We start from the raw sequence: 25173 nt of genomic DNA on the forward strand, positions 1-25173 counted from the left end.
ATCGTTCGATCAGCAGGCAAGGACACGAGCGTGCCCCTCCTCGCCGTAGGATAGGAGTTTCCGGTCTCGGGTCACGAGGATGAGATCCTCGGCTCGCGCTGTTGCGGCGATGATCCTGTCGGCAGGATCTGCCGGTGGCGTACCTGGCAGAAAGGCGGATGCAATCAGCGTGCGCGGAGGCATCGGAGCCAACCTCATCCCGGGCAAGGCGAGAGCAGCCTCGAACCAAACATCAGGTGCCATGCTCAAAGCAATTCTGCCTTTCCGCACAAGGGTTCCGATCTCCCATGCCGTTATGGGAGAGATCAGGATCTTGTCCGCTTGCGCGGCCTCGTCAACGGCTTGTCGACAATTCTCTGAAATCTCTTCGCCATTGGCGATCCAGAGCACGGCGCAGGTATCGAGAAGAAGGGTCGCCACTTAGAGAATTCCACGCTCGGCAGACCATTCCTCCCCGGTCGGTTCAGTGATGTTGAAGTCCGCGTGGATACGGACCGTTCCCTTCAAACCTGCGAAGGGAGACTTCGCTGCCGGGGGTGATCCCGCCGAGGGGTTTCCATTCCCACCGGAGCCGGTTTTGCGAAAGACGAGCTCCTCTTTCTCAAGATCGACCTGCTCGGTGAGCCAGCCGGCGTTCAGCCATGCTTTGGTCATCACATGGTTTTGAGGGTTGTTCGACCACAACGCACGGTGCCGGCGTGAAGAAGGAGGCAGGGGAAAGCCGAGGATACGCTCGATTTCCCTAAAGCTGGTGCGCCACACCGGAACAGGCAAAGTCGCGAGGTGACGCTTCAGTGGCTCGTATTTCGACACGGCATTCTCCTGACAGCGTAGTAACTAATAGTTACACATAGTTACTACGCTGTCAAGAATAGTTACTTCATCGTCGGAATGGAGAATTCCGCGCCTTCCTTGATGCCCGACGGCCAGCGGGAGGTGACGGTCTTCGTCTTGGTGTAGAACCGCACTGCATCCAGGCCATGCTGGTTGAGGTCGCCGAAGCCGGAGGCCTTCCAGCCGCCGAAGGTGTAGTAGGCGAGCGGCACCGGGATCGGCACGTTGATGCCGACCATGCCCACATTCACCCGGGAGGCAAAGTCGCGGGCGGCGTCGCCGTCGCGGGTGTAGATCGCGACGCCGTTGCCGTATTCGTGATCGGAGGGAAGACGCAGGGCGTCCTCATAGTCCTTGGCGCGCACCACGGAGAGGACGGGCCCAAAGATCTCTTCCTTGTAGATGCGCATGTCGGTCGTCACCTCGTCGAAGAGGCAGCCGCCCATGTAGAAGCCGTTCTCGTAGCCCTGCATCTTGAAGTCGCGGCCGTCGACCACGAGCTTGGCGCCTTCCTGCACGCCGATATCCACATAGGAGCGCACCTTCTCCATGTGTGCCTTGGTGATCATCGGGCCGAAATCGGCTGACGGGTCGGTGGAAGGGCCCACTTTAAGGGTCTCGACGCGCGGGATCAGCTTGTCCATGAGCGCGTCCGCGGTGGCCCGGCCGACCGGCACTGCGACCGAGATCGCCATGCAGCGCTCGCCCGCCGAGCCATAGCCCGCGCCGATGAGTGCGTCCGCCGCCTGATCGAGATCGGCGTCGGGCATGATGATCATGTGGTTTTTGGCGCCGCCGAAGCACTGGGCGCGCTTGCCGTTGGCGGTGGCGCGGGAATAGACGTATTGCGCGATCGGCGAGGAGCCGACGAAGCCCACGGCCTTGATGTCCGGATCGTCGAGGATCGCGTCCACCACCTCCTTGTCGCCGTTGACCACGTTGAGGATGCCGGCCGGAAGGCCCGCCTCCATCATGAGCTCGGCCAGGCGCATCGGCACGCCCGGATCGCGCTCGGAGGGCTTGAGGATGAAGGCGTTGCCGCAGGCAATCGCCGGCGAGAGCTTCCACAGGGGGATCATGGCGGGGAAGTTGAACGGCGTGATGCCCGCCACTACGCCGAGCGGCTGGCGGATCGAGTACATGTCGATGCCGGGGCCGGCGCCTTCCGTGAACTCGCCCTTGAGCAGGTGCGGAATGCCAGTGCAGAATTCCGCCACCTCGACACCACGCTGGATGTCGCCCTTGGCGTCGACGATGGTCTTGCCGTGCTCGCGGGCCAGCATCTCGGCCAGCGGATCCATCTCCTTGGCGATGAGTTCGAGGAACTTCATCATCACGCGGGCGCGGCGTTGCGGGTTGGTGGCGGCCCAGGCCGGCTGGGCGGCCTTGGCGTTCTCCACGGCCTGGTGCAGCTCGTCCTTGGACGCCAGCGCGACCCGGCCCAAAACCTCGCCGGTCATGGGCTGGAAGAATTCGGTGGTGCGTCCCGATTTACCGGCAACCTGCTTGCCGCCGACGAAATGTCCGACCTCGCGCATGGCGTCTCTCCTCCTGGGGATGTTTTTCGTAGCCCTCTTCTATCATTGTTGAAATCGCACGACTATGGGTGAAGCTGAAGCACCGTTGTGCGAAAACACCAATACGAAGGGGGCCATGAGCGCATTCGATTGGGACGATCTCCGCTTCTTCCTGGCCGTCGCCCGCGCCGGCCGGTTGACGGCGGCTGCCCGGCACCTTGAGGCGGACCACACCACCGTGTCCCGCCGCATCTCGGCCTTAGAGGCATCGCTCAAGGCCAAGCTCTTCGAGCGCAGCCCGCAAGGCTACACCCTCACCGAGCCAGGCGAGCGGCTGCTGAAGCACGCGGAGACCATGGAGACCCAGGCGCTGGCGGTGGCGAGCGAACTCGGCGGCGCGGATCTCGCACTCACGGGCACCGTGCGCATCGGCGCGCCGGACGGGATCGGCACCTATTTTCTGGCTCCCGAGCTGGGCGCGCTCGCCGAGCGGCATCCGGGGTTGACCCTCCAACTCGTGGCACTGCCGCGCACCTTCTCGCTGTCCAAGCGCGAGGCCGATATCGCCGTGACCCTGGAGCAGCCAACGGAAGGCCGCCTTGTCTCGCGCAAGCTCACGGATTACCGGCTGAGGCTCTACGCCTCGAAGGATTATCTTGAGCGGCACGGTCCGGTGACGGAGCTGGCGGATCTCTCAGGCAAAACCCTCGTGACCTACGTGGCGGACCTGCTCTACAGCCCGGTGCTCGATTATTTCTCCGCAATCGAGAAATTCACCTCCCGTCGGTTCGAATGCGCCAGCGTGGTGGCGCAAGCCGAGGCCGTGCGGGCCGGAATCGGCATCGGTATCCTGCACGACTACGCGGTGCGGTCCTTCCCGGAACTCGAGGTGGTGCTGCCGGACATCTCGTATCTTCGCACCTACTGGCTCGTGACCCATGCGGATGTCAGGAACCTCCGGCGCGTGGAGGAGGTCTATTCCTTCATCCTGAGCCGGGTGCGGGCGAACCGGGGGCTGTTCATGTGACACCCCATGTCATCCCCGGCGAGCGAAGTGAGGGAAGGGGATCCATGATCAGGCGCAGTGCTATGGATTCCCTTCCCCTCCGCTGCGCTCCGGCCGGGAATGACAGCAAGGGTGAGGCTTTGGCCCTTCACGCGGGCGTCTCAAGCGACTAAGTCAGCATCAAACAAAACCCACGGAGATCCCGATGCCCTCCAAGCTCGACCAATTGCGCGCCATGACGGTCGTCGTCGCCGATACGGGCGACCTCGATGCGGTGCGCCGCCTGAAGCCCCAGGACTGCACCACCAACCCGACCCTGCTCCTGAAGGCGGTCGAGACCCCGGCCTATGGCCACATCGTCGACGAGGCGCTCGCCTGGGGCCGCTCCCAAGGGGGCTCCCACGAGGGCGTTGTCACGGCGATCTGCGACCGGCTCGCCGTGGCGTTCGGCGCGGAGCTCGCCGGCATCGTGCCGGGCCGCGTGTCGACGGAGGTCGATGCGGACCTCTCCTTCGACACGGAGGCCACACTCGCCAAGGCGCGGGCTATCATCAAGGCCTACGAGGAGCGCGGCATCGGGCGCGAGCGCATCCTCATCAAGATCGCCGCTACCTGGGAGGGCATCCGCGCGGCGGAAGTGCTCCAGAAGGAAGGCATCGACTGCAACCTGACGCTTCTCTTCAGCCAAGTGCAGGCCCAGGCCTGCGCGGAGGCCGGCGTGTTCCTGATCTCGCCCTTCGTCGGCCGCATCCTCGACTGGCACGTGAAGGCGGGCGGCGGCCCCTATACGGGCGAAACCGATCCCGGCGTGCTCTCCGTGCGCAAGATCTATGCCTCGTACAAGGCGCAAGGCATCAAGACGGTGGTGATGGGCGCGTCCTTCCGCAACATGGGAGAGATCGAGGCGCTTGCGGGCTGCGACCGTCTCACAATCTCGCCCGCGCTCCTCGACGAGCTGGCAGGTTCGCAGGGCGAGCTGCCGCGCAAGCTCTCGCCTGAGGGTGTCGAGACAATCGCTCCCCTGCCGCGCACTGACGAGAAGAGCTTCCGCTTCGCGCTGAACGAGGATGCGATGGCGACGGAAAAGCTCTCGGAGGGCATCCGCTCCTTCGTGAAGGATTTGCGATCCTTGCGGACACTCGTGGCGCAGCGGCTCGATGAGGCGAAGGCGGCGTAAATCGAAGAAGCGTCATCCCGAACGGCGCAAGCCGATCCGGGATCGCGGGACGAAGGTGGCGCTGTTCACCTCTCCTTGTGGGAGAGGTCGCGCCGGAGGCGCGGGTGAGGGGTTAGCGTCCTCTCCGGATGAACCTGTAACCCCTCACCCCAACCCTCTCCCTCAGGGAAAGGGAGTGAGCGCTCTATCCTGCATCCGATCCCGGATCTGCGCTGCGCTTCGTCCGGGATGACACGCGTTTCATGGCGTTCTTACTTCTTCTCCGCCAGCGCCTTCTCTCGGATCGCCGAGAGCGACATGCTAGGCGTGATTGCTTCCGGGTCGAGGATGCAGTGCAGGATCGCGGGCTTGCTGGAGGTGAGCGCCCGCTGGAGGGCCGGGGCGAAATCCTCCGTCAGCTCGACGCGCTCGCCATAGCCGCCGAAGGCGCGGGCGTAGGCCGCGAAGTCCGGATTCTGCAGCATGGTGGCCGAGACGCGGCCGGGATAGTCCCGCTCCTGGTGCATGCGGATCGTGCCGTACATGCCGTTGTCGAGCAGCACCACCAGGATCGGCAGGTCGTATTGCACCGCGGTGGCGAATTCCTGCCCGTTCATGAGGAAGTCGCCGTCGCCGGCAAACACCACCACCGGGCTGTCGGGCCGCAGGCGCTTGGCGCCGACCGCCGCCGGAACGCCGTAGCCCATGGAGCCGGAGGTGGGGGCAAGCTGCGTGCCGTATTCGCGGAAGGGCCAGAAGCGGTGCACCCAGGTGGCAAAATTGCCCGCGCCGTTGCAGAAGATCGTGTCGGTCGGCATCACCTCGCGCAGATGCCGCATCACCTGGCCCATCTGCAGGGCACCGGGATGACGGATCTCGCCAGGATCGCTCCAGGCCAGATAGCTCTCATGCGCCGTCTTCGTGCCTTCGCTCCAGGGAAGGGAGGCCGACGGATGCACGCCCTCGAGCGCTGCCGTGAAGGCATTGGGTGAGGCGTTGATGGCGAGATGCGGAGCATAGACCCGGCCGAGTTCACTCGAATCGGGATGGATGTGCACCAAGGTCTGCTTCGGCGCCGGAATGTCGAGCAGCGTGTAGGCCTGGCTCGGAATTTCCGAGAGGCGCCCGCCGACGAGCAGGACGAGATCCGCATCCTTGATGCGCGCCAACAGCTTCGGGTTCACGCCGAGGCCGAGATCGCCGATGTAAGAAGCATGGTCGGCAGGAAACAGCATCTGGCGACGGAACGTGCAGGCGACCGGCAACTCGAAGCGCTCGGCAAAGCGCACGAAGCGCTGCACCGCGACGTCCGACCAGCGGCTGCCGCCGAGTAATGCCACCGGGTTCTTCGCGCCGTGGAGGAGCTTCTGCAGCTCCGCCATCTGCGCGGGCCCCGGATGGGTCTCGATCACCTGATAGCGCGGTGCGTCGGCGACGGCGGCCATCTCGGTGAGCACGTCTTCCGGCAGCGCGATCACGACCGGGCCGGGCCGGCCGGACGTCGCCACATGGAAAGCGCGGGAGACGATTTCAGGGAAGCGTGCCGGATCGTCCACCTCCGTGGCCCATTTAGCGAGCGGGCCGAAGGCAGCGCGGTAGTCGAGTTCCTGGAACGCCTCGCGCTCGCGCATGCCGCGCTCGATCTGGCCGACGAACAGGATCATCGGCGTCGAGTCCTGCTTGGCGATGTGGATGCCGGGCGAAGCGTTGGTCGCGCCGGGGCCGCGGGTGACGAAGCAGATGCCGGGGCGGCCTGTGAGCTTGCCGTAGGCTTCCGCCATCATGGCCGCGCCGCCTTCCTGGCGGCAGACCGTGATGGCGATGTTCGCGTCATGCAGCGCATCGAGCGCCGCGAGATAGCTCTCGCCCGGAACGCAGAAGATGTGATCGACTCCGTGCAGAGTCAGCTGATCGACAAGAATCTGGCCGCCGGTGCGGGAGGGCGCTGTCATGGAAGGCTCGCGATGTAAGAGGGTTTAGATAGCAAAACGGAGGGCATTTCTGCCCTCCGCTGGATGGGTCCAGACGATCAGGCGTCCACGTCGAACTTCACGCCCTGGGCGAGCGGAAGCGTGTTGCCGTAATTGACCGTATTGGTGGCGCGGCGCATGTAAGCCTTCCAGGAATCCGAGCCGGATTCACGTCCGCCGCCCGTCTCCTTCTCGCCGCCGAACGCGCCGCCGATCTCGGCGCCCGAGGGGCCGATATTCACGTTGGCGATGCCGCAATCGGAGCCCGTCGCTGAGATGAAGGCCTCGGCCTCGCGCATGTTGAGCGTGAAGATCGAGGAGGAGAGGCCGGCCCCCACCGCGTTGTGGAGCGCGATCACCTCGTCGAAGCTCGAATAGCGCATCACGTAGAGGATCGGCGCGAAGGTCTCGCGCGTTACCGGGCCGGTCTGGCTCGGCATCTCCACGAGGGCGGGACGGGCATAAATGCCGTCGCCTGCCACGTCGGTGTAGCGTCCGCCGCCATGCACCTTGCCGCCAGCGGCGCGAGCTTCATCGAGCGCGCGCTCCATGCCGTCGAACGCGGCCTTGTCGATCAGCGGGCCGACCAAGGTGCCGGGCTCGCGCGGATCGCCGATCTTCACGCTGCCATACACCTTCGCGAGACGCGGCACGAGCTGGTCATAGACGCTCTCATGCACGAAGAGGCGGCGCAGCGTCGTGCAGCGCTGTCCGGCCGTGCCCATGGCGGCAAACGCGATGCCGCGCAGCGCCAGATCGAGATCGGCGGAAGGAGCAACGATCGCGGCGTTGTTGCCGCCGAGCTCCAGGATCGCGCGGGCAAAGCGCTCGGCGAGCTTCGGGCCGACCTGACGGCCCATGGCGGTGGAGCCGGTCGCTGAGAGGATCGGCACGCGGTGATCTTCCACGAGAATCTCGCCGACCTCGCGGCCGCCGAGCAGCACCTCGCACAGGCCCTCCGGCACGCCGCCGAAGCGCTTGGCCGCGCGCTCCATGATGGCATGGGTGCCGAGCGCCGTGAGCAGGGTCTTTTCCGAGGGCTTCCACACGACCGAGTCACCGCACACGAGCGCGAGCGCCGCGTTCCAGGACCACACGGCCACGGGGAAGTTGAAGGCGGAGATTACGCCGCAGACGCCGAGCGGATGCCAGGTTTCCATCATGCGGTGATCGGCGCGCTCGGTGGCGATGGTGAGCCCGTAGAGCTGGCGCGAGAGACCGACGGCGAAATCGCAGATGTCGATCATCTCCTGCACTTCGCCGAGGCCTTCGGAAACGATCTTGCCGGCTTCCAGGGTCACGAGGCGGCCGAGGTCGTCCTTGTTGGCGCGCAGCTCCTCGCCGAGCAGGCGGATGAACTCGCCGCGCCGGGGTGCCGGGATCTTGCGCCATGCCTTGAAGGCAGCATCCGCCCGGCCGATGGCGGCCTTGGCCTCATCCGGGGTGGTCTCGCGCACGTGGGCAATCACCTCGCCGGTGATCGGCGAGCGGGCGGGGCGGCCGCCGGACGCGAAGGCGCTCTCGGGCACGCCGAGGCGCGCGAGAATGGCGCGGGCTTCTTCCGCAACGGAGGCGGGCGCGGCGGATACGGGTTTCAGGCTCGCGGTCATGGTTAATCTCCCTTGATGCGGGCTCGGGCTCAGCATAGAGCCCTGGCCATCGCTTGTCCTTGGAACGAAACGACGGCGGCTGTCAGGCCACCGTCTTAAAGCATTTTCGGACAAGCAGTGAACTGCTTTTCCCGAATAGGGTCATGCGGTTTTGGTAAGAAGCTAGAGACTAGGCTTTCACCCTGCCTCGTCATCACCGGCCTTGTGCCGGTGATCTCGGTTATCTTAGGCGCGGAGCTTTTCTCATCGGGATGGCCGGCACAAGGCCGGCCATGACGTCGAGGGTCGCTGTTGCGGGACAGGATGCCTTGCCTCGTTCGTCATGCCACCGCGTCGAGGCGGATGGCCTTCACGGCCGGCTCCTGGCTCTCGTCCAGGCGCTCGCCCGCATAGACACGACCGAAGCGGTTGGCGAGGAAGCTGTCGAGGTCGATCTCCTCCTGGCGCACGAAGCCCTGTTTCGGCAGCTTGCCCTCGACCAGAAGGTCGAGCATGGCGCAGATGCCGGCAGCTGTCGTCACCTGGATGGCGGTGCGCTGGGTGCCGCCGACCTTCTGGCCGTAGATGCTGCGGGCATAGGTCTCCTGCACGTAGCGGCCGCCGCGCTCGCCGGTGACGGTCACGAACACGATGACCATGTCCTGCATGGTGGCCGGGACCGCATTCTCCAGGATATCCTTGAGAACTTCGCGGCGGTTGCGCAGTTGCAGGTCGTTGAGCAGCACCCGCATGAGGGCGCAGTGGCCCGGATAGCGGATGGTCTTGTAGTTCAGGTTGCGCACCTTGCCTTCGAGCGTCTCGCACAGGGTGCCGAGGCCGCCGGAGGTGTTGAAGGCCTCATAGCGCGTGCCGTCGAGGGAGAATTCCTCGAGTTCCTCCATGGCCGGCACCTCACGCAGCTTGCCGTCGACCACGGCCTCGCAGCGCTCGATATACTCGTTGATGACGCCGTCCGTGCTCCAGGTGAGGTTGTAGGACAGGGCGTTGGACGGGTATTGCGGCAGGGCGCCGACGCGCAGGCGCACCGTGTCGAGCTTGTCGAAGCGGCTCGCGATATCGTGCGCCACGATGGAGATGAAGCCGGGGGCAAGGCCGCATTGGGGAATGAAGGCGGTCGAGGCGCCCTCGGCCAGTTCCTTCACCATGCGGGTCGTCGCCACGTCCTCGGTGAGGTCGAAATAGTTCACGTCCGCAAGGCGCGCTGCCTTGGCCACGTGGCTCGTCAGGTGGTAGGGCGCTGCGCTCAGCACGGCGTAATGGCCCTTGAGGGCATTCTGCAGGGCGACCGCGTCACCGAAGTCGAGCTGGATCGTCTGCACGCCATCCTTGGCGACGGCTTCGAGCGCCTCAGGCGAAGCATCCGCGACGGTGACGCGGTAATCGCCGGTGTCGTGGAGCATGTCGACAATGGTGGAGCCGATCTTGCCGGCGCCGATGACGAGAATCGAGTGCATTCAAACCTCCCTGTGATGGGAGCAGAAAAAGGCAGAACGCTGCAAAGCGCCATAGACAAGCTGACGGAAAGCCGAGTAGTTTTCGGCGAAATGCCGTCTTTATTGGTCATAGTGATGCTGGATGCCACCGATCGTGCCCTGATTACCCTCCTGCGGGAGAATGCCCGCATCGGCCATGCGGAGGCTGCCCGGCGCCTCAACCTCTCCCGCACGACGGTGCAGGCGCGGGTGGAGAGCCTGGAACGGCGGGGCGTGATCGTGGGCTATACCCTGCGCCTGGCCGAGGATGTCACCAGCCGCATGGTGCGGGCGCAAGTCACCATCGTGGTCGCGCCTAAGGCGTCGGGCGGGGTCGTGTCGGCGCTTCAGCGCATGCCTGAATTGCGCGCGCTTCATTCGGTCGCGGGTGTCTTCGATCTCCTGGCGGTGGTAGAGGCTCAGGACGTTCCCTCCCTCGACGCCGCCATCGACAGGATCGGCGCGGTCGAGGGCGTGGAGCGCACCCAATCCTCCATCATCCTCTCAACGAAGTTCGAACGATGACCCTAGCCACCTCCCTCTCAGCCGATGTCGTGATTGTCGGCGGCGCCGTCATGGGCTCTTCCGCGGCCTATCACCTGCTCGCCGATTCCGGCTTCAAGGGACGCGTCATCGTCGTCGAGAAGGACCCGACCTATCAGCTCTCGGCCTCGGCGCTCTCGGCCGCCTCGATCCGCCAGCAATACTCCAGCGCGGTGAACATCCGCATCTCGCTTCACGGCATCCAGTTCCTGCGCGGCATCGGCGATCATCTGGCCGTCGATGGCGAGCGGCCGGAGATCGGGTTGAGGGAGGGCGGCTATCTCTATTGCGCGACGGAGGCGGGCGAGCAGGTTCTGCGCGAGAACCAGGCGCTGCAGGCCGCAGAAGGCGCCGACATCCTTTTCCTGCAGCCCGACGAGCTGAAAAGCCGCTTCCCCTGGCTCAACGTGGAGGATCTCGCGGCTGGCACCTGGGGTCGCTCGGGCGAGGGCTGGTTCGACGGCTGGGGCCTGCTCCAGGCCTTCCGCAAGAAAGCCCGCTCGCTCGGCGCCGAATACGTGAAGGGCGAGGTGGCCGAGGTGGAGCGGGACGGCGGCGCCATCACGGCCGTGCGCCTGAAAGATGGGACGCGGATCGCCTGCGGCACGCTGGTCAACTGCGCCGGATCCGGCGGGCGGGCAATCGCCGCCATGGCGGGCCTCGACATTCCGGTCCGGGCCAAGCGCCGCTATGTCTTCACCTTCGCCTGCAAGGAGCCGGTGGAGAACTGTCCGCTGCTCATCGATACCTCGGGCGCCTATGTCCGTCCAGAAGGCGAGGGGCACTTCATCTGCGGCGCCTCGCCGGAGGCGGATATGGACCCGGATTGGCACGACGATGATCCGGCAAGCCAGGAGATCGACCACGCGTTCTTCGAGGAGTTCATCTGGCCGTCGCTTGCCCATCGCGTGCCGGCCTTCGAGGCGATCAGGCTTGGTCGCGCCTGGTCAGGCCCCTACGACATGTGCCTGCTCGACCACAACGCCATCATCGGCCAGGCGGGCGAGTTCAAAAACTTCTATCTCTGCAACGGCTTCTCGGGCCACGGCCTGCAGCAGGCTCCGGCCATCGGACGGGGTCTCGCGGAGCTGGTCGTCCATGGCGGCTACCGCACGCTCGATCTGTCGGAGCTCGGCTACGAGCGCGTGCTCGCCAACCGGCCGCTGCTGGAGCGCAACGTGATCTAGAGCCCCATCTCGTCGGAGGTGCTGTAAGCCCAGATCCGGCCGCCCCGGTTCATGTGACGCTGCATCAGGCCGGGCTGATCGGGCGAAGGCTGGGTGTCGAGGGCCAGCTCGTTCACCCCTTCCCGATCCGCCCGCTCGTCGCTGCGTCGGGCGCCGGTGCCGACGGTCGTGCTCGATCCCTGATTGGCCTGCGCAAGCTCGTCCGTGCGCAAATCCGTCGTGCCCAGGTCATCCGCGCCTTCCGCCATGAGACCCATGCCGGGCAGGGTGCTCGTGGTGGTCATGCCGCCGCCGGAGCCGCCGGTGATCCCGGCACCCAGCGGCGCACCCACATCGGCGCCCGCTTGCTCGGAGCCGTTCGAGGAGAGCCATTCCCGGCTGCTGCCGTCGAGATCGACAGGGTCGAACATCTCCAGCACCCGCACGGCCTCCTCGGCATTGTCCCGGTCGACCTGAGCTGCGATCAGGGTGTGACCACGGTGAAGGCCCTGCTCGAAGATTCGCTTGTCGGATTCCGGCAGGTTCAGGTCGTGGAGAGCTTCCATGGAATCGTCCCGGGCCGAGAGGGTGCGAAAGCCGGAGATCGAAGAAATCTCGCGGGCATCCGCATTGCCGACAGCCACGATTCGGTGCTGGGCGATTCCCATCTCGAGCAGGGACTGGAGAGCCTGGCGGGCCTGGGCGGGATCCCTGAACAGGGCTGTGATCATCTGGGGCATGGGCTTCTTCCGTTGGGATACTCCCTCAACGAAGAGGCGCTCCGGCCTGTTCCCGCGGCCTGCCATTAAGCCTTTTGTATGAAAGGGCTTCCATTTTGAAGCCGGCTATGATTGTCATGGTTTCGTCATAGAACCGTCATCCGGGCTTAACGCAGGGATGATGAACGACAAGAACGTCCCGGACGGGATGATATGGGAGAGATAGAATGATGAAGAAGTCGCTCCTCGGCGCCCTGGCCATCGGCCTTGCGACGAGCACCTCCGCCTTCGCCCAGACGGAGCTCCAGTGGTGGCACGCCATGACGGGCGCCAACAACGACGTCGTGAACCGCCTGGCTGACGAGTTCAACGCTTCCCAGAAGGACTACAAGGTCGTCGTCAGCTACAAGGGCCAGTACGCCGACACCCTGAACGCCGGCATCGCGGCTTTCCGCGCGGGCAACGCTCCCCACATCCTGCAGGTGTTCGAAGTCGGCACGGCGACCATGATGGGCGCCCGCGGCGCGATCAAGCCGGTCCAGGAGATGATGAAGGAAGCCGGCGAGAAGTTCGACCCGCAGTCCTACCTCCCGGCCATCACCGGCTACTACTCCACGGCAAAGGGCGAGATGCTCTCCATGCCGTTCAACTCCTCCTCGATGGTCATGTGGATCAACAAGGACGAGCTGAAGAAGGCCGGCGTCGCTGAGATCCCGAAGACCTGGCCTCAGGTGTTCGACGCCGCCAAGAAGCTCAAGGCTGCCGGCCACGACACCTGCGGCTTCTCGAATGCCTGGGCGTCATGGGCCAATGTCGAGCAGTTCTCGGCCTGGCACAACATCCCGATGGCCACCAAGGCCAACGGCCTCGACGGCTTCGACACGGAGATGAAGTTCAACTCTCCGCAGCACGTGAAGCATCTGCAGAACCTCGTGGATCTGCAGAAGGACAAGACCTACGACTATTCGGGTCGCGACTCGAAGAGCGAAGGCCGCTACACCTCCGGCGAATGCGCGATCTTCCTGACCTCCTCGGGCTTCTACGGCAACGTGAAGGCCAACGCGAAGTTCGATTGGGCCAATGCGCCGATGCCGTACTATCCCGATGTTCAGGGCGCTCCGCAGAATTCCATCATCGGTGGCGCTTCCCTGTGGGTCATGGGCGGCAAGAAGGCTGACGAGTACAAGGGCGTCGCCAAGTTCTTCACCTTCCTGTCCGACACGGATCGTCAGGCGAAGCTGCACCAGGAATCGGGCTATCTCCCGATCACCAAGGCGGCCTACGAGAAGACCAAGGCTTCGGGCTTCTACGAGAAGAACCCCGCTCTCCAGATGGCGCTGATCGAGCTCACCAACAAGGAGCCGACCGAGAACTCCCGCGGCCTGCGCTTCGGCAACATGGTCCAGATCCGCGACGTGATCGCCGAGGAAATGGAAGCTGCTCTCGCCGGTCAGAAGCCCGCCAAGGACGCTCTCGATACGGCCGTGACCCGCTCCAACCAGATCCTGCGTCAGTTCGAGCGGACCGTCCGCTAAGCTGATCTGAACCTGGCCAAAATCCATCCCGGGGAGCTCATGAAGCTTCCCGGGATGATCTTATAGATCACCCTCGCAGACCGGTTGTCACCGTCATCTGCCCCATCCTCGGACAGCCGCAAACGCGATGGAAAAACGAGCTCACATTTCAGGCTGGACGCTGCCGCTCCTGCTGATCCTTCCGCAGATGGCGATCACCGTCATCTTCTTCTACTGGCCGGCCTCCCAGGCCATCTGGCAGTCCTTCCTGCGGGAAGACGCCTTCGGCCTCGCGTCCGAATTCGTCGGTTTCGAGAATTACGTCTCGCTGTTCGAGCAGCCCGAGTATTACCGGGCGATGGTCACGACGGCGATCTTCTCGTCCCTCGTTGCCTTCTTCTCGCTTGCCTGCGCCCTGCTGCTGGCAAGTCAGGCTGACAAGAACCTGCGCGCGGGACAGGCCTTCAAGACCCTGCTGGTCTGGCCCTACGCCGTGGCCCCTGCCATCGCGGGCGTGCTGTGGCTCTTCATGTTTCACCCGACGCTCGGCACGCTCTCGAAGCCGATCAAGGCGATCGGCATCGACTGGAACCCGATGCTCAATGGCAACCATGCCATGACCCTTCTGGTTCTCTCCGCGACCTGGAAGCAGATCAGCTACAATTTCCTGTTCTTCCTGGCCGGCCTGCAGGCCATTCCGAAGAGCGTGATCGAGGCGGCGGCCATCGACGGCGCCGGCCCCCTGCGCCGCTTCTGGACGGTGATCTTCCCGCTCCTGTCGCCCACCACGTTCTTCCTGCTCGTGGTCAACATCGTCTATGTGTTCTTCGACACGTTCGGCATCATCGATGCCGTGACGGGCGGCGGCCCTGCCGGGCAGACCACAACCCTCGTCTACAAGGTCTATGCGGACGGCCGTCTCGGCGGCGATCTCGGCGGCTCGGCCGCCCAGTCGGTGATCCTGATGGTCATCGTGATCGCGCTCACCGCCATCCAGTTCCGTTATGTCGAGCGCAAGGTGCAGTACTGATGGTCGAGAATCGTCCCTTCGCCCAATTCATGGCCTACCTGACGCTGGCCCTCGGTATCGTCGTCGTAGCCTTTCCCGTGTACCTGGCCGTCATGGCGTCCACCTTCGACACGGCGACCATCATCAACGGCAACATGCCGCTGGTGCCCGGTAACCAGGCGAGTGAGAACTACACCCGGACACTGCTCTACGGCGGCATGCATGCCCGCCAGCCTGTCAGCGGCATGATGTTCAACTCGATGATCATGGCGCTGGGGATCGCGATCGGAAAGATCCTGATTTCGATCCTCTCGGCCTTTGCGGTGGTGTATTTCAAGTTCCCGTTCCGCAAGACCGCCTTCTGGGTCATCTTCATCACGCTGATGCTCCCGGTCGAGGTGCGCATCTACCCAACCTACAAGATCGTTGCGGATCTGGGGCTGCTCGATACCTATACCGGCCTCGTCATGCCGCTCATCGCGTCGGCTACCGGCACGCTGCTCTTCCGGCAGTTCTTCATGACGATCCCGGACGAGCTGCTCGAGGCCTCAAAGATCGACGGCGCCGGCGCGTTCCGCTTCTTCAAGGACACGCTGCTCCCGCTCTCCATGACGACGATTGCGGCTCTCTTCGTGATCCAGTTCATCTATGGCTGGAACCAGTATCTCTGGCCGCTGCTGATCACGACCAAGAGCTCGATGCAGACCATCGTCATCGGCATCAAGATGATGATCACCACCACGGATGCCTTGACGGAGTGGAATGTCGCGATGACCACCGCCGTGCTGGCCATGCTCCCGCCGGTGCTCGTCGTGATCCTGATGCAGAGGCTCTTCGTGAAGGGTCTCGTCGAAACGGAGAAGTGATGCGCTGAACCGCGCATGGCCTTCGCGGTGAGAAGCCCCGAAGGCTCCTTCTCTAAAAGCTTCAACGATTTTCGCCCGACGCTTTGAGCCGAACGGGCCACGGTTAAAAGGAAGAATACGATGGCAGGGGTGACGCTGGATACTGTCAGGAAGATCTACGCAGGCAATGTGGAGGCCGTGAAGGGTGTGTCGCTCGGTATCGAGGACGGCTCCTTCTGCGTGCTCGTCGGGCCGTCGGGCTGCGGAAAGTCCACGCTGCTGCGCATGATCGCCGGCCTCGAGACGATCTCTGGCGGCGAGGTGAAGATCGGCGATCGGATCGTCAACCAGGTCGAACCCGCCGACCGCGACATCGCCATGGTGTTCCAGAACTACGCGCTCTATCCCCACATGAGCGTCTACGACAACATGGCCTACGGCCTGCGCAACCGCGGCACGCCCAAGGAAGAGATCGACAATCGCGTGAAGGAAGCAGCCCGCATCCTCGCCATCGAGTCGTTCCTCGCCCGCAAGCCGCGCCAGCTCTCGGGCGGTCAGCGCCAGCGCGTGGCCATGGGCCGCGCCATCGTGCGCAAGCCCCAGGTGTTCCTCTTCGACGAGCCGCTCTCCAACCTCGACGCCAAGCTGCGCGTTCAGATGCGCGTGGAGATAAAGCGCCTGCAGCGGGCGCTCGGTGTCACGTCGATCTACGTCACGCACGATCAAGTCGAGGCGATGACCCTCTCCGACAAGCTGGTGGTGATGTCCGGTGGTCAGATCGAGCAGGTCGGCACTCCGGCCGAAGTGTATCGCCGTCCCGAGACCCGGTTCGTCGCCACCTTCATCGGCTCACCGCCCATGAACATCCTGCCCGGCACCGTGGAAGGGCCCGGCCGCGTCTCCGTCGGCGGCCAGTCCATCGCCGTCACGGACATGCGCGAGGGCCTGACCCCGGGCTCCGCCATCGAGGTGGGGCTGCGTCCCGAGGACGTGCAGGCGGGCAGCACCGGGACGAGCTCGCTGTCCATGGATGTGGACTTCGTCGAGGAGCTCGGCGCCACTCAGCTCTTCCACGGCAAGGTGGCCGGTGCCGAATTCATCGTGCAGGCCTCCACCGGCCAGCTCCCGGCGGACACCCGCAAGCTCACGCTGGCGGTCGATCCCGGAAACGTCCACCTCTTCGACCCGCAGACCACAAAGCGTTTGGGTCGGGTGTGATCCCGATTGCCGGGTGTGAATGATCGACGAGGTCTCGGGCACGCCCGAGGCCTTTTTTGTTGTGCTCCTCCAGTCCTGACACCCTCCCCGTCATCCCCGGACTTGGTCCGGGGATCCCCGTCTTTTGCAACGCTGCAGCTCCAAAGCGTGGGTGGCCGGGACGAGCCCGGCCATGACGCGGCGCGGGTGTTCCCCTCCCCCCTTTGCGGGGGAGGGTGGCGAACGGATGTGAGCCGGGAGAGGGGAAGTCCGGGCAAGCACAGCCCCTCTCCCGACCTGCTGCGCAGGCCACCCTCTCCCGCTAAAGGGGAGAGGGATAGCAGCGGTCATGTTCTCTCTTTGTTCTTGACAGCTGCTGCAAGCTCGGCTATATCGTGTGTTAGATCTGTTCCTGTCGAGGGGCGCGCTCGCGAGGCGTCGCAGTGTGGGAGCAGACACGGTCCTGTGGTGCGGCCTCGCAAGCTTCACCGACAGGAGGCCCAAGCTGCGTGCCGGTGGTCGGAATCGGTCTCAGGCCCCCGTCGAGCAGACGGACCCCGCCTGAGGCGGTCACCGGGCCGGCACCGCTTGTCCGCCTAAAGCAGCCGTGCGCGAAGAGGCACTCCGGCTCTTCCACTTCACCACACATTATCGAGCCGGGCTGCCCAACGCGCCACCCTCGATTTCACCGCAAGGCTCGCAGCTCACAAGCTGCGGGCCACACAGTGCTGGCCGTTTGACAGGCGCGTCCCTGGCGACGGTTGCACCGCGCCTGAAGCCCCGGTATCCCTTTTGCTTCAACGTGAGGAACAGCGATGACGGTCAAGCTCGACGGGGCCACTCTCGGCATTCAGGACGTGGTGCGCGTGGCGCGCCGCGATGCTCAAGGAGCCTATGCTCAGGCAGCCCTGGCTCCGGAAGCTCGCGAGCGGATCGCCGCGACGCGAGATTACATCGACCGCACCTGGATGCATGATGACGCGCCGCTCATGTATGCCTTCAACACCGGTGTCGGCCTGTTCAAGGACCAGCGCGTTCTGATCTCCGACATGGCGGCCTACCAGCGCAAGACGGTCTATGCCCACGCCACCGGTGTCGGCGAGCCCTTCGCCGAGGACGTGACGCGCGCCATGATGCTTCTGCGCGCCAATGCCTTCGCGTCGAACTATTCCGGCCCGCAGGTCGAACTCGTCGAGCGTCTCATCGCCTTCCTCAATGTGGGCCTGCATCCGGTCATCCCGCAGAAAGGCTCCGTCGGGGCCTCGGGCGATCTCGCGCCGCTCGCGCACATGGCCGGCGCCGTCTGCGGTTTTGACGAAGCCGACATGTTCTATCAGGGCCGTGTCATGCCGGCGCGCGATGCCATTCGTCTCGCGGGCTTCGATCCCGATTTCGAGCTTGGCGCGAAGGATGCGTCCGCGCTCATCAACGGCTCGACCACGTCGCTCGCGCTCGGTGCTCTCGCCACGCACGATGCGCGCCGCCTGCTCAAGCATGCCGACATCGCCATGTGCCTGTCGCTTGAGGCCATGCGCGGCGAGTTGGCTGCCTTCGATCCGCGCGTGCACAAGGCGCGCCCGCATCCGGGACAGGCCAAGGTTGCGCGCAACCTGCTGCGCATTCTGGACGGCACGAAGCGCTGCTCGCAATCAGCCCGCGATATCGTCTTCCCTGATGAGCCACGCCAGCCCGGCCAGCCCGCATCGCCCCGCGTGCAGGATGTCTACTCGCTGCGCTGCACACCGCAGGTCCATGGGCCCGCTGTTGAGGCAATCGAATATGTGGAGCGCATCATCGGCACGGAGATGAACTCCGCCACCGACAATCCGCTCATCTTCGATGACGGGCAGGGCGGCTACGTGTCGATCTCGGGCGGGCATTTCCACGGCCAGTACATGGCGCAGGCGATGGACTTCCTCGCCATCGCCATGGCGGATCTCGGCACCATCTCCGAGCGGCGGCTTGCGCGGCTCGTCGACCCCACCATGTCCTACGGGCTGCCGCGCAACCTGCTCGCGGGCAAGCGCGGTCTCAACACGGGTTTTGCCACCGTGCAATGCTCCATGTCGGCGCTGGTCATGGAAAACCGCGGGCTCGCAACGCCGGGCTCTGTGGATTCAATTCCGGGCAAGTCCAATGCGGAGGATCACATCTCCAACTCCACCTGGTGCGGGCGCAAGGCACGCATCATCGTGGAGAACGTGGAGCAGATCGTGGCCGGCGAACTGTTGATGGCAGCCCAGGCGCTGAGCCTCGTCGAGCCGCTTGCGGGCGACTACCCGCTGGGCAAGGGTTCGCGCGCCGCCATGGAAGCGATCCGCGCCGTGATCCCGCCGGCGCTTGAGGGCGACCGCTGGTATGCCACCGAGATGCGCCAAGCATTGGAACTCGTGCGCTCCGGCGCCGTCGTCGAGGCGGTGGAAAGCGCCATCGGCGAGCTGGAATAAACGAAAAGGGCCCGGATCACCGGGCCCTGAACTGTTGAAGGCGATGCCGATTAGCGGCAGCGGCGAATGGTGCGATAGACCACATTGCCGTTCGGGCGCACGACGCGCTCGCGAATGGTGCGGCAGCGATCCACCCTGCGCTGCCAGGCGGGCACGCCGCAGTTGCGGACGGTACGGTAGACCACGCGGCCATTGGGCCGCACCGTGCGGATGCGGCGGGTCACGCATTGCACATTGTCTATTAACGAGGGCGCCTGGATCTGCTCCGGGCTGAACCGTGCCTGAGCCCCCTGTGGAGCGCCGAAGAAGCCGGCACCGAGCGCAAGGGCGAAAGCGGGGAGAATGATGGCTCGCATGGTCCATTCCTAATGGTTCGAGGAGGGGCTGACGACAACGGCAGGTCTATGCCATGGTTCCTGAAGCCGGAATGAACCTCATGTTGTCACGCGTTACGATTTACCCCGTTCAGGCCTCGGATGGCGCCGAGCTGGTGATGGCCAATCTCGCCAGCATTGCGCTGCACGAACCCTGGGTATCGCCCTGCCGCGATCATCCGAGCTTTCTCGGCTATCTCGCACGCTGCGACGGCGAGCGCTCCATGGGCTTCATCGCCCGCGAGCGGGACAGCGGGCGGATCGTCGGCGTGGTGAACCTGAACGAGATCGTGCGCGGCTTCTTCCAGAGCGCCTATATGGGCTATTACGGCATGGCCGGCATGAATGGGCGCGGACTGATGAGGGAGGCGGTGAGCCTCGTCGTCACGCAGGCCTTCCATGACCTCGGGCTGCATCGCGTGGAGGCGAATATCCAGCCTGCCAATCAGCCGTCCCGCGCCCTCGTGCAGGGGCTCGGCTTCCGCCAGGAGGGCTTCTCGCCGCGCTACCTGAAGATCAACGGCGAGTGGCGCGATCACGAGCGCTGGGCGATGCTGGCGGACGAGTGGAAAGGCTGATGCGGCGTGAAGCTATAAAGTGATCTGCTTGACCGCCGCGAGCAGCACTCGCGCCGCCACATCCGCATCCTCGACCGTGATCGACTCCGCCGGGTTGTGGCTGATGCCGCCCTTGCAGCGCACGAAGAGCATCGCCGAGGGGCAGAGATTGGCCATCGCGACCGCATCGTGGCCTGCGCCGGAGGAGAGATGAAGCGGCTCGATGCTCAAGCCCCGCACGGCGGCCTCTAACTGCTCGATCAGACCCTTGTCCATGGGCGTCGCGGGTGAGTCCATGAACGGTTCGATGACGAGTTCGACACCGCGTCGTTGGGCAGCCGCCTGGCACTCGGCTATGATGTCCTGCACCATCGCCTCGCGCACCGCATCGTCCGGCGCACGGGCATCGAGGGTGAAGTCGACGCGGGCGGGGATGACGTTGATCGCGCCGGGCTGCACCTGCGCGACGCCCACGGTCGCCACCGTGTCGGTACGCGTGGAGCCGGCGCGCTCCACGATGCCGATCATCTCGGCCACCGCGGCCAATGCATCGCGACGCATATTCATCGGCACGGTGCCCGCATGTCCCGCCTCGCCGATCACGTGAGCGCGGGCCCGGGTGATGCCGTTGATGGCGGACACGATGCCGACCGGCAGGTCCTTTGCCTCGAGCTGCGGGCCCTGCTCGATATGAACCTCAAGATAGCCGCGATAGCGCGCCGGATCGCGGGCGAGCGCCGGTGCACCGTGTGGATCTCCCCCGAAGGCGATCAGCGCATCGCGCAGCGCGATGCCGTCCTGATCCCGGCCATCGAGCCAGGCCGGATTGAAGCGGCCGGCAAGCGCAGCGGAGGTGGAGAGATTGGTCGGGAAGCGCACATTCTCCTCGTCCCCGAAGGCCACGATCTCGATCGGGCAGGACAGCGTGATCCCCTGCTGTTTCAGGGCTTCAACCACGGCGATGCCGAGCACCACGCCGAGATTGCCGTCATAGCGGCCGGCATCGACGACCGAGTCGATATGGGAGCCGATGATAAGGGCAGGAGCGTTGGGATCTGTGCCTTCAATACGGCCGACAACCGAGCCGAGCGCATCGATATGGGCATCGAGCCCGGCCGCCTGCATCAGGCCAAGCGTCACTTCGGCGGCCCTGCGATGAGCGATGGACAGATACAGCCGCGTGATGCGGCCGGGCTCGTCCGTATGCTGGGCGAGATCCTCGATCATCGCCATCACACGGCGGCCGAGGGTGAGATCGTTCGCGTTTGTCATGAGGCCGGAGATTTTCAGAAAGGCAGGTTCACAGCAAGGAGAAACGGTTCCGGCTTCGGCGCAATCCCAGATCTTGCCGAGTAACATACGTTATAATACTTCTATAGGAAGCTCTTCTCTAGCGGGACGTCAAGCCAATGCCCAATCTCATAAGGTTGCCGTTTCGGACCGACTCGGGCGAGTTGGGCTCGGATCGCTGGAGCACTACTTTCATTCGCCCAACGGTCTGGACCGGTCTCGACGTACTCTTCGGCGCGACGGGCGATCAGGCATATACCAACGACTTTCCTGCCTTGAGAGACGATAATCCAGGAGCCGCAGGGGCAGGCTCGCTTTCGGTATCGGCGGCGTTCTCCTTTCCTTTTCCAGACCATTCATGGCAATCCAAAGGGGAAGGCCCCACGCTTTCGAAAGAGTCGGAAATCGTCGGACGGACGTATAAGGTCTCCGGGAAGACGGTGACGGGCGACAATACCGCCAACAGGCTCTCCGGCGGCGCTGGCAGCGACAGGCTGAGTGGCGGTGGCGGCAACGATACATTGCTGGGCGGTGCAGGAAGAGACACGTTGATCGGCGGCAGCGGCAACGACTCGCTCGTGGGCGGTTCGGGTGACGATCGCTACGTGGTGGATTCCCTGCGCGACCGGATCCGGGAAACGGCGAAAGGCGGCCTCGACACGGTCGAGGCGCGGGTGAGCGGATACACGCTTGCAGCGGGAATCGAGAATCTTATCCTCAGTGCGCGGATCGCCCAGGGGAAAGGCAACGCGCTTGCAAACGTGATCAGCGGCAACCGCGCGGCCAACACGCTCGACGGCGGCGCGGGTGACGACACGCTGATCGGCGGAGCCGGCAACGACAAGCTGATCGGTGGCACGGGCAACGACACGGCAAGCTATGCGGGCGCTGCCAAGGGAGTGTCGGCCGATCTGTCCAGAACGACGGCGCAGGACACAAAGGGCGCGGGAACCGACCGGCTCTCAGGAATCGAGAATGCGATCGGTTCGTCGTTCGGCGACACGCTCACGGGCGGCGCCGATAGCATCCTGACCGCCAATCGGCTCGACGGCGGCAGCGGCGATGATGCGCTTTTCGGCGGCGGCGGCGACGATACGCTGATCGGAGGAAGCGGGGACGATACGTTGATCGGGGGAAGCGGCAGCGACTCGCTTGCGGGCGGCGCGGGCAACGATCTCTATTCCGTCGTGGATCGGAATGATCTCGTCCTGGAGGCCGCAGGCGCAGGGATCGATACGGTCGAATCGAGCGTCGATTATACCCTCGGCGCGCATGTGGAGCATCTGAGGCTTACTGGTGCAGCCACGATCGGCACCGGAAACGACCTTGCGAACGTCATCATGGCCAGCGTCGCGCAACACAGTGTCCTCCGTGGCCTGGACGGCAACGACACGCTCCTCGGCGCCAACGGCGACGACACGCTTTTCGGCGGTGCCGACAATGATTCCCTCGACGGCGGTGCGGGCGATGACGCGCTATATGGCGATGACGGCGACGACATGCTCATCGGCGGTCTCGGCGGCGCGGACCGGGCGATCTTTTCCTCCGCCGAATCGGGTCTCGTCATCCGTCTCGATTCCACCGGCAGCGGGACGGCAACCGGCCAAGGCAACGACAGCCTGCGCGGCTTCGAGATTGTCGAGGCCGGCGGTTTCAGCGACCTTATCGAGATCGGCACGGACGCTGACGATTTTGCCAATATCGTCAGGGCCGGCGCCGGCTACGACACGATCCGCGCCGGCGGCGGCGCCGACCGGATTTTCGGTGAAGACGGAAACGACTCTGTCGAAGGCGGGACAGGTTCGGACACGCTCGATGGCGGTGAGGGGACCGACGCTCTCGACGGCGGCGCCGGCAACGATACGCTGATCGGAGGGCTCGGCAGCGACAACATCGCGGGCGGCGAGGGCGACGACGGCCTGGATGGCGGCGACGGAGCGGACACCCTCCTCGGCGGCGGCGGCAGCGATACGATCGTCGGCGGCGAGGGGGCCGACAGTCTCGATGGCGGAACGGGCGCCGATCGCCTCATCGGAGGGGCGGGAAGCGACTCTTATGTTGTGGACGATGTCGGGGACATCATCGAGGGAGAGGCGGAGGGGACCGGCGGCGACACCCTCGACTGGGTGCGGGCCTCCGTCGACTACACGCTGGCGGCCAATCTCGAATACCTGACGCTGACGGGTAACGCCATGAGGGGCACAGGCAACGCTCTCGCGAACCGGATCGCGGGCAATGGCCTCGCCAACACGCTTGATGGCGGCCTGGGCGCAGACACGCTGATCGGTGGCGCCGGGAACGACACCTATATCCTCGACGAAACCGGCGACACGATCACCGGCGAGGCGGTGGGAGCGGGCAACGACTTCATCGATACCGTCGTGAGCGCCTTCGACTACACGCTGGGCGACAACCTCGAAAACCTGACGCTGACGGGCGCTGCGACGAGAGGAACAGGCAACGCTCTCGCCAACCGGATCGAAGGAAACGGTCTTGCCAATACGCTGGACGGTGGCGCGGGCGCGGACACGCTGGTCGGCGGCGCCGGAGACGATACCTATCTTCTCGCCCAGCAAACAGATGTGGTGATCGAGAACGCGGGCGAGGGGCGCGACACCATTGAGCTCGCCCGAAGCTTCGTGCAGCGCGAGTTCCATCTGGCGGCCAACGTCGAGAACGTGATCGTCGGCGGCCAGGGGGTTATTTTCTGCAACGGGAATCACCTTGATAACTACATCTCGATGTTAGCCGAGTGGGGGCAATCGCTTCTGGGGTTCGATGGAAACGACACGCTCGACGGCGGATACGACCCGATCGTCTCCGACTTTCAGGATACCATCGATGGAGGAGACGGGTACGACTACACCGATTACTCGAAACATCGCTCATCAGGACAGTTCGGCGGAGGCGTCTTCGTCGATCTCGCCGTAGGCCAGCAATGGGCGATCAATACCGGAGTTCATCCTGTAGGTCCCTGCGATCTGCTGATCAGTATTGAGGGCGTCATCGGAACGAACTTCGATGACCGCTTCGTCAGCGGGTTCACAGGCGCGGCGCGGACGGTCGGCAACACCTTCAAGGGCGGTGCCGGCATGGACATCGTCGATTACCGCCATGCCACGTCCGGCGTCAACGTAGTCCTTGGCGACGGCGTCGAGGACTCGACCCGCGACATCTTCGAAGGCATCGAGGGCCTTTCAGGCAGCAAGCACGATGATTCCTTGTCCGGGGACACGAAGGACAACTATCTGGATGGGGGAGAGGGCAACGACGCTCTCAATGGCCGCGCCGGGCACGATATCGTCGATTACTTTCTGGCCCCCGCCGCGATTGCGGTCGATCTTCGAAATGAATTCCAGGATGCCAGCGCCACGGGTGGATACGGCAGGGACAGGCTCGTGTCGATCGAGGGCGTTCGGGGCGGAATCCGTGCGGACACCATTTGGGGCAACGACTCCGGCAACACACTCCTCGGCATGAGAGGCGCCGACCAGCTCCATGGCCTCGGCGGAGCCGACACACTGTATGGAGCCGAGGATAACGATACCCTAGACGGCGGCGATGGCGCCGACATCCTCTACGGCGGGACGGGCTTCGATCGGCTGATTGGAGGCGCGGACCGCGATACCTTCGTCTTCGCGGCGATCGAAGATACGGCAGGCGATGTGATCGCCGATTTCACCAGCAGCCAGGACGTGCTCGACCTCTCCGGGATCGACGCGATCACTGGCGGCGCCGACAACGCCTTTTCGTCGATCATCGCTCTCAGCTCAGGTGCCCCTACCACGCTCGCTGCCGGGACGCTGGGTTACGATTCCAGCAACGGAATCCTTTACGGCCTCGTCGGAAATGCCGGCACCAGCGCAGCTCCCAACTTCGCGATCACGGTCGGGCTCGGCATCAGCTGGGGCATGAACGGCAACATCCTGCTCTAAGCAGCGGCGACG

20 protein-coding genes are annotated in these 25173 nt (G+C 64.6%); 11 read left to right on the forward strand and 9 right to left on the reverse strand.

Translation table 11 applies throughout. The annotated features are described in order from the left end of the window. Positions 1 to 9: 9 nt before the first annotated feature. From VB618_RS07780 to VB618_RS07790, 3 genes are all read right to left on the reverse strand, one after another. Positions 10 to 420 (reverse strand): type II toxin-antitoxin system VapC family toxin, encoded by a 411-nt coding sequence (locus tag VB618_RS07780; protein WP_329796024.1) that lies wholly within the window; start codon positions 418 to 420, stop codon positions 10 to 12. After that, positions 421 to 813, reverse strand: coding sequence for a DUF7662 domain-containing protein (locus tag VB618_RS07785; protein ID WP_329796025.1), 393 nt, complete (start codon positions 811 to 813; stop codon positions 421 to 423). It abuts the gene before it with no gap. Positions 814 to 875: 62 nt separating this feature from the next. Beyond that, entirely contained in the window at positions 876 to 2372 is a 1497-nt protein-coding gene (locus VB618_RS07790; protein ID WP_329796026.1) for a CoA-acylating methylmalonate-semialdehyde dehydrogenase, read from the reverse strand. 115 nt (positions 2373 to 2487) lie between these two features. Here VB618_RS07790 and VB618_RS07795 point away from each other — a divergent pair, with 115 nt between their 5' ends. Both VB618_RS07795 and tal read left to right on the forward strand, forming a co-directional pair. Then, positions 2488 to 3378, forward strand: a complete 891-nt coding sequence (locus tag VB618_RS07795) for a LysR family transcriptional regulator (RefSeq protein WP_329796027.1) — start codon at positions 2488 to 2490, stop codon at positions 3376 to 3378. Between the two features lie 184 nt (positions 3379 to 3562). Beyond that, positions 3563 to 4534: a transaldolase gene (tal, locus tag VB618_RS07800; protein WP_329796028.1), complete on the forward strand. Its 972-nt coding sequence runs from the start codon at positions 3563 to 3565 to the stop codon at positions 4532 to 4534. Between the two features lie 251 nt (positions 4535 to 4785). Here tal and VB618_RS07805 read toward each other — a convergent pair whose 3' ends face one another. The 3 genes from VB618_RS07805 to VB618_RS07815 form a co-directional block, all read right to left on the reverse strand. Next, on the reverse strand, positions 4786 to 6465 hold the full coding sequence (locus tag VB618_RS07805) for a thiamine pyrophosphate-binding protein (RefSeq protein WP_329796029.1): 1680 nt from the start codon (positions 6463 to 6465) through the stop codon (positions 4786 to 4788). A gap of 77 nt (positions 6466 to 6542) precedes the next feature. Further along, the gene (gene amaB / locus VB618_RS07810; protein WP_329796030.1) at positions 6543 to 8093 is read right to left on the reverse strand and encodes an L-piperidine-6-carboxylate dehydrogenase; all 1551 of its coding nucleotides are present in this window, start codon (positions 8091 to 8093) and stop codon (positions 6543 to 6545) included. A gap of 320 nt (positions 8094 to 8413) precedes the next feature. After that, on the reverse strand, positions 8414 to 9547 hold the full coding sequence (locus VB618_RS07815) for a saccharopine dehydrogenase family protein (RefSeq protein ID WP_329796032.1): 1134 nt from the start codon (positions 9545 to 9547) through the stop codon (positions 8414 to 8416). Positions 9548 to 9661: 114 nt separating this feature from the next. On the opposite strand from VB618_RS07815, the gene VB618_RS07820 reads away from it, so the two are divergent. Together VB618_RS07820 and VB618_RS07825 are read left to right on the forward strand one after the other, a co-directional pair. Beyond that, complete coding sequence (locus VB618_RS07820) at positions 9662 to 10090, forward strand: Lrp/AsnC family transcriptional regulator (protein WP_329796033.1); 429 nt, start codon at positions 9662 to 9664, stop codon at positions 10088 to 10090. Continuing rightward, positions 10087 to 11295, forward strand: a complete 1209-nt coding sequence (locus tag VB618_RS07825) for an NAD(P)/FAD-dependent oxidoreductase (protein WP_329796034.1) — start codon at positions 10087 to 10089, stop codon at positions 11293 to 11295. Before VB618_RS07820 ends, VB618_RS07825 begins: the two co-directional genes overlap by 4 nt. Here VB618_RS07825 and VB618_RS07830 read toward each other — a convergent pair. Continuing rightward, the gene (locus VB618_RS07830; RefSeq protein ID WP_329796035.1) at positions 11292 to 12014 is read right to left on the reverse strand and encodes a hypothetical protein; all 723 of its coding nucleotides are present in this window, start codon (positions 12012 to 12014) and stop codon (positions 11292 to 11294) included. The genes VB618_RS07825 and VB618_RS07830 overlap by 4 nt on opposite strands. 206 nt (positions 12015 to 12220) lie before the next feature. Between VB618_RS07830 and ugpB the strand changes: the two genes are divergently transcribed. From ugpB to VB618_RS07855, 5 genes are all read left to right on the forward strand, one after another. Next, a complete protein-coding gene (ugpB, locus tag VB618_RS07835) occupies positions 12221 to 13528 on the forward strand; it encodes a sn-glycerol-3-phosphate ABC transporter substrate-binding protein UgpB (protein WP_329796036.1) in 1308 nt (435 codons plus the stop codon). A gap of 127 nt (positions 13529 to 13655) precedes the next feature. After that, positions 13656 to 14537 carry a sn-glycerol-3-phosphate ABC transporter permease UgpA gene (ugpA, locus tag VB618_RS07840; protein ID WP_329796038.1) on the forward strand — a complete coding sequence of 294 codons (882 nt, stop codon included), beginning with the start codon at positions 13656 to 13658 and terminating at the stop codon, positions 14535 to 14537. Continuing rightward, positions 14537 to 15382 (forward strand): sn-glycerol-3-phosphate ABC transporter permease UgpE, encoded by an 846-nt coding sequence (gene ugpE, locus VB618_RS07845; RefSeq protein WP_329796040.1) that lies wholly within the window; start codon positions 14537 to 14539, stop codon positions 15380 to 15382. Before ugpA ends, ugpE begins: the two co-directional genes overlap by 1 nt. A 120-nt stretch (positions 15383 to 15502) precedes the next feature. After that, positions 15503 to 16579, forward strand: a complete 1077-nt coding sequence (locus VB618_RS07850; RefSeq protein WP_329796041.1) for a sn-glycerol-3-phosphate import ATP-binding protein UgpC — start codon at positions 15503 to 15505, stop codon at positions 16577 to 16579. A gap of 794 nt (positions 16580 to 17373) precedes the next feature. Next, the gene (locus VB618_RS07855; protein WP_329796042.1) at positions 17374 to 19005 is read left to right on the forward strand and encodes an HAL/PAL/TAL family ammonia-lyase; all 1632 of its coding nucleotides are present in this window, start codon (positions 17374 to 17376) and stop codon (positions 19003 to 19005) included. A gap of 50 nt (positions 19006 to 19055) precedes the next feature. Here the strand turns inward: VB618_RS07855 and VB618_RS07860 are convergent, their stop codons facing one another. Then, on the reverse strand, positions 19056 to 19361 hold the full coding sequence (locus VB618_RS07860; RefSeq protein ID WP_329796043.1) for a hypothetical protein: 306 nt from the start codon (positions 19359 to 19361) through the stop codon (positions 19056 to 19058). A gap of 80 nt (positions 19362 to 19441) precedes the next feature. Between VB618_RS07860 and VB618_RS07865 the strand changes: the two genes are divergently transcribed. Continuing rightward, positions 19442 to 19957, forward strand: coding sequence for a GNAT family N-acetyltransferase (locus tag VB618_RS07865; RefSeq protein WP_329796044.1), 516 nt, complete (start codon positions 19442 to 19444; stop codon positions 19955 to 19957). Positions 19958 to 19969: 12 nt separating this feature from the next. Here VB618_RS07865 and VB618_RS07870 read toward each other — a convergent pair whose 3' ends face one another. Then, a complete protein-coding gene (locus tag VB618_RS07870) occupies positions 19970 to 21208 on the reverse strand; it encodes an allantoate amidohydrolase (protein ID WP_329796045.1) in 1239 nt (412 codons plus the stop codon). A gap of 137 nt (positions 21209 to 21345) precedes the next feature. Here VB618_RS07870 and VB618_RS07875 point away from each other — a divergent pair, with 137 nt between their 5' ends. Further along, positions 21346 to 25161 carry a beta strand repeat-containing protein gene (locus VB618_RS07875; RefSeq protein ID WP_329796046.1) on the forward strand — a complete coding sequence of 1272 codons (3816 nt, stop codon included), beginning with the start codon at positions 21346 to 21348 and terminating at the stop codon, positions 25159 to 25161. Positions 25162 to 25173: the final 12 nt, after the last annotated feature.

The sequence above is a fragment of the Microvirga sp. CF3062 genome (assembly GCF_036314045.1).
Lineage (GTDB): Bacteria > Pseudomonadota > Alphaproteobacteria > Rhizobiales > Beijerinckiaceae > Microvirga.

Excerpts from the sequence above, each read along its gene's own strand:
- VB618_RS07875 (WP_329796046.1), top strand. The coding sequence starts at position 21,346 with ATGCCCAATCTCATAAGGTTGCCGTTTCGGACCGACTCGGGCGAGTTG.
- VB618_RS07860 (WP_329796043.1), bottom strand. The coding sequence starts at position 19,361 with ATGCGAGCCATCATTCTCCCCGCTTTCGCCCTTGCGCTCGGTGCCGGC.
- VB618_RS07790 (WP_329796026.1), bottom strand. The coding sequence starts at position 2,372 with ATGCGCGAGGTCGGACATTTCGTCGGCGGCAAGCAGGTTGCCGGTAAA.
- ugpA (WP_329796038.1), top strand. The coding sequence starts at position 13,656 with ATGGAAAAACGAGCTCACATTTCAGGCTGGACGCTGCCGCTCCTGCTG.
- VB618_RS07870 (WP_329796045.1), bottom strand. The coding sequence starts at position 21,208 with ATGACAAACGCGAACGATCTCACCCTCGGCCGCCGTGTGATGGCGATG.
- VB618_RS07850 (WP_329796041.1), top strand. The coding sequence starts at position 15,503 with ATGGCAGGGGTGACGCTGGATACTGTCAGGAAGATCTACGCAGGCAAT.
- VB618_RS07830 (WP_329796035.1), bottom strand. The coding sequence starts at position 12,014 with ATGCCCCAGATGATCACAGCCCTGTTCAGGGATCCCGCCCAGGCCCGC.
- ugpB (WP_329796036.1), top strand. The coding sequence starts at position 12,221 with ATGATGAAGAAGTCGCTCCTCGGCGCCCTGGCCATCGGCCTTGCGACG.
- ugpE (WP_329796040.1), top strand. The coding sequence starts at position 14,537 with ATGGTCGAGAATCGTCCCTTCGCCCAATTCATGGCCTACCTGACGCTG.
- VB618_RS07795 (WP_329796027.1), top strand. The coding sequence starts at position 2,488 with ATGAGCGCATTCGATTGGGACGATCTCCGCTTCTTCCTGGCCGTCGCC.
- amaB (WP_329796030.1), bottom strand. The coding sequence starts at position 8,093 with ATGACCGCGAGCCTGAAACCCGTATCCGCCGCGCCCGCCTCCGTTGCG.
- VB618_RS07855 (WP_329796042.1), top strand. The coding sequence starts at position 17,374 with ATGACGGTCAAGCTCGACGGGGCCACTCTCGGCATTCAGGACGTGGTG.
- VB618_RS07815 (WP_329796032.1), bottom strand. The coding sequence starts at position 9,547 with ATGCACTCGATTCTCGTCATCGGCGCCGGCAAGATCGGCTCCACCATT.
- VB618_RS07865 (WP_329796044.1), top strand. The coding sequence starts at position 19,442 with ATGTTGTCACGCGTTACGATTTACCCCGTTCAGGCCTCGGATGGCGCC.
- VB618_RS07820 (WP_329796033.1), top strand. The coding sequence starts at position 9,662 with ATGCTGGATGCCACCGATCGTGCCCTGATTACCCTCCTGCGGGAGAAT.
- VB618_RS07825 (WP_329796034.1), top strand. The coding sequence starts at position 10,087 with ATGACCCTAGCCACCTCCCTCTCAGCCGATGTCGTGATTGTCGGCGGC.
- tal (WP_329796028.1), top strand. The coding sequence starts at position 3,563 with ATGCCCTCCAAGCTCGACCAATTGCGCGCCATGACGGTCGTCGTCGCC.
- VB618_RS07805 (WP_329796029.1), bottom strand. The coding sequence starts at position 6,465 with ATGACAGCGCCCTCCCGCACCGGCGGCCAGATTCTTGTCGATCAGCTG.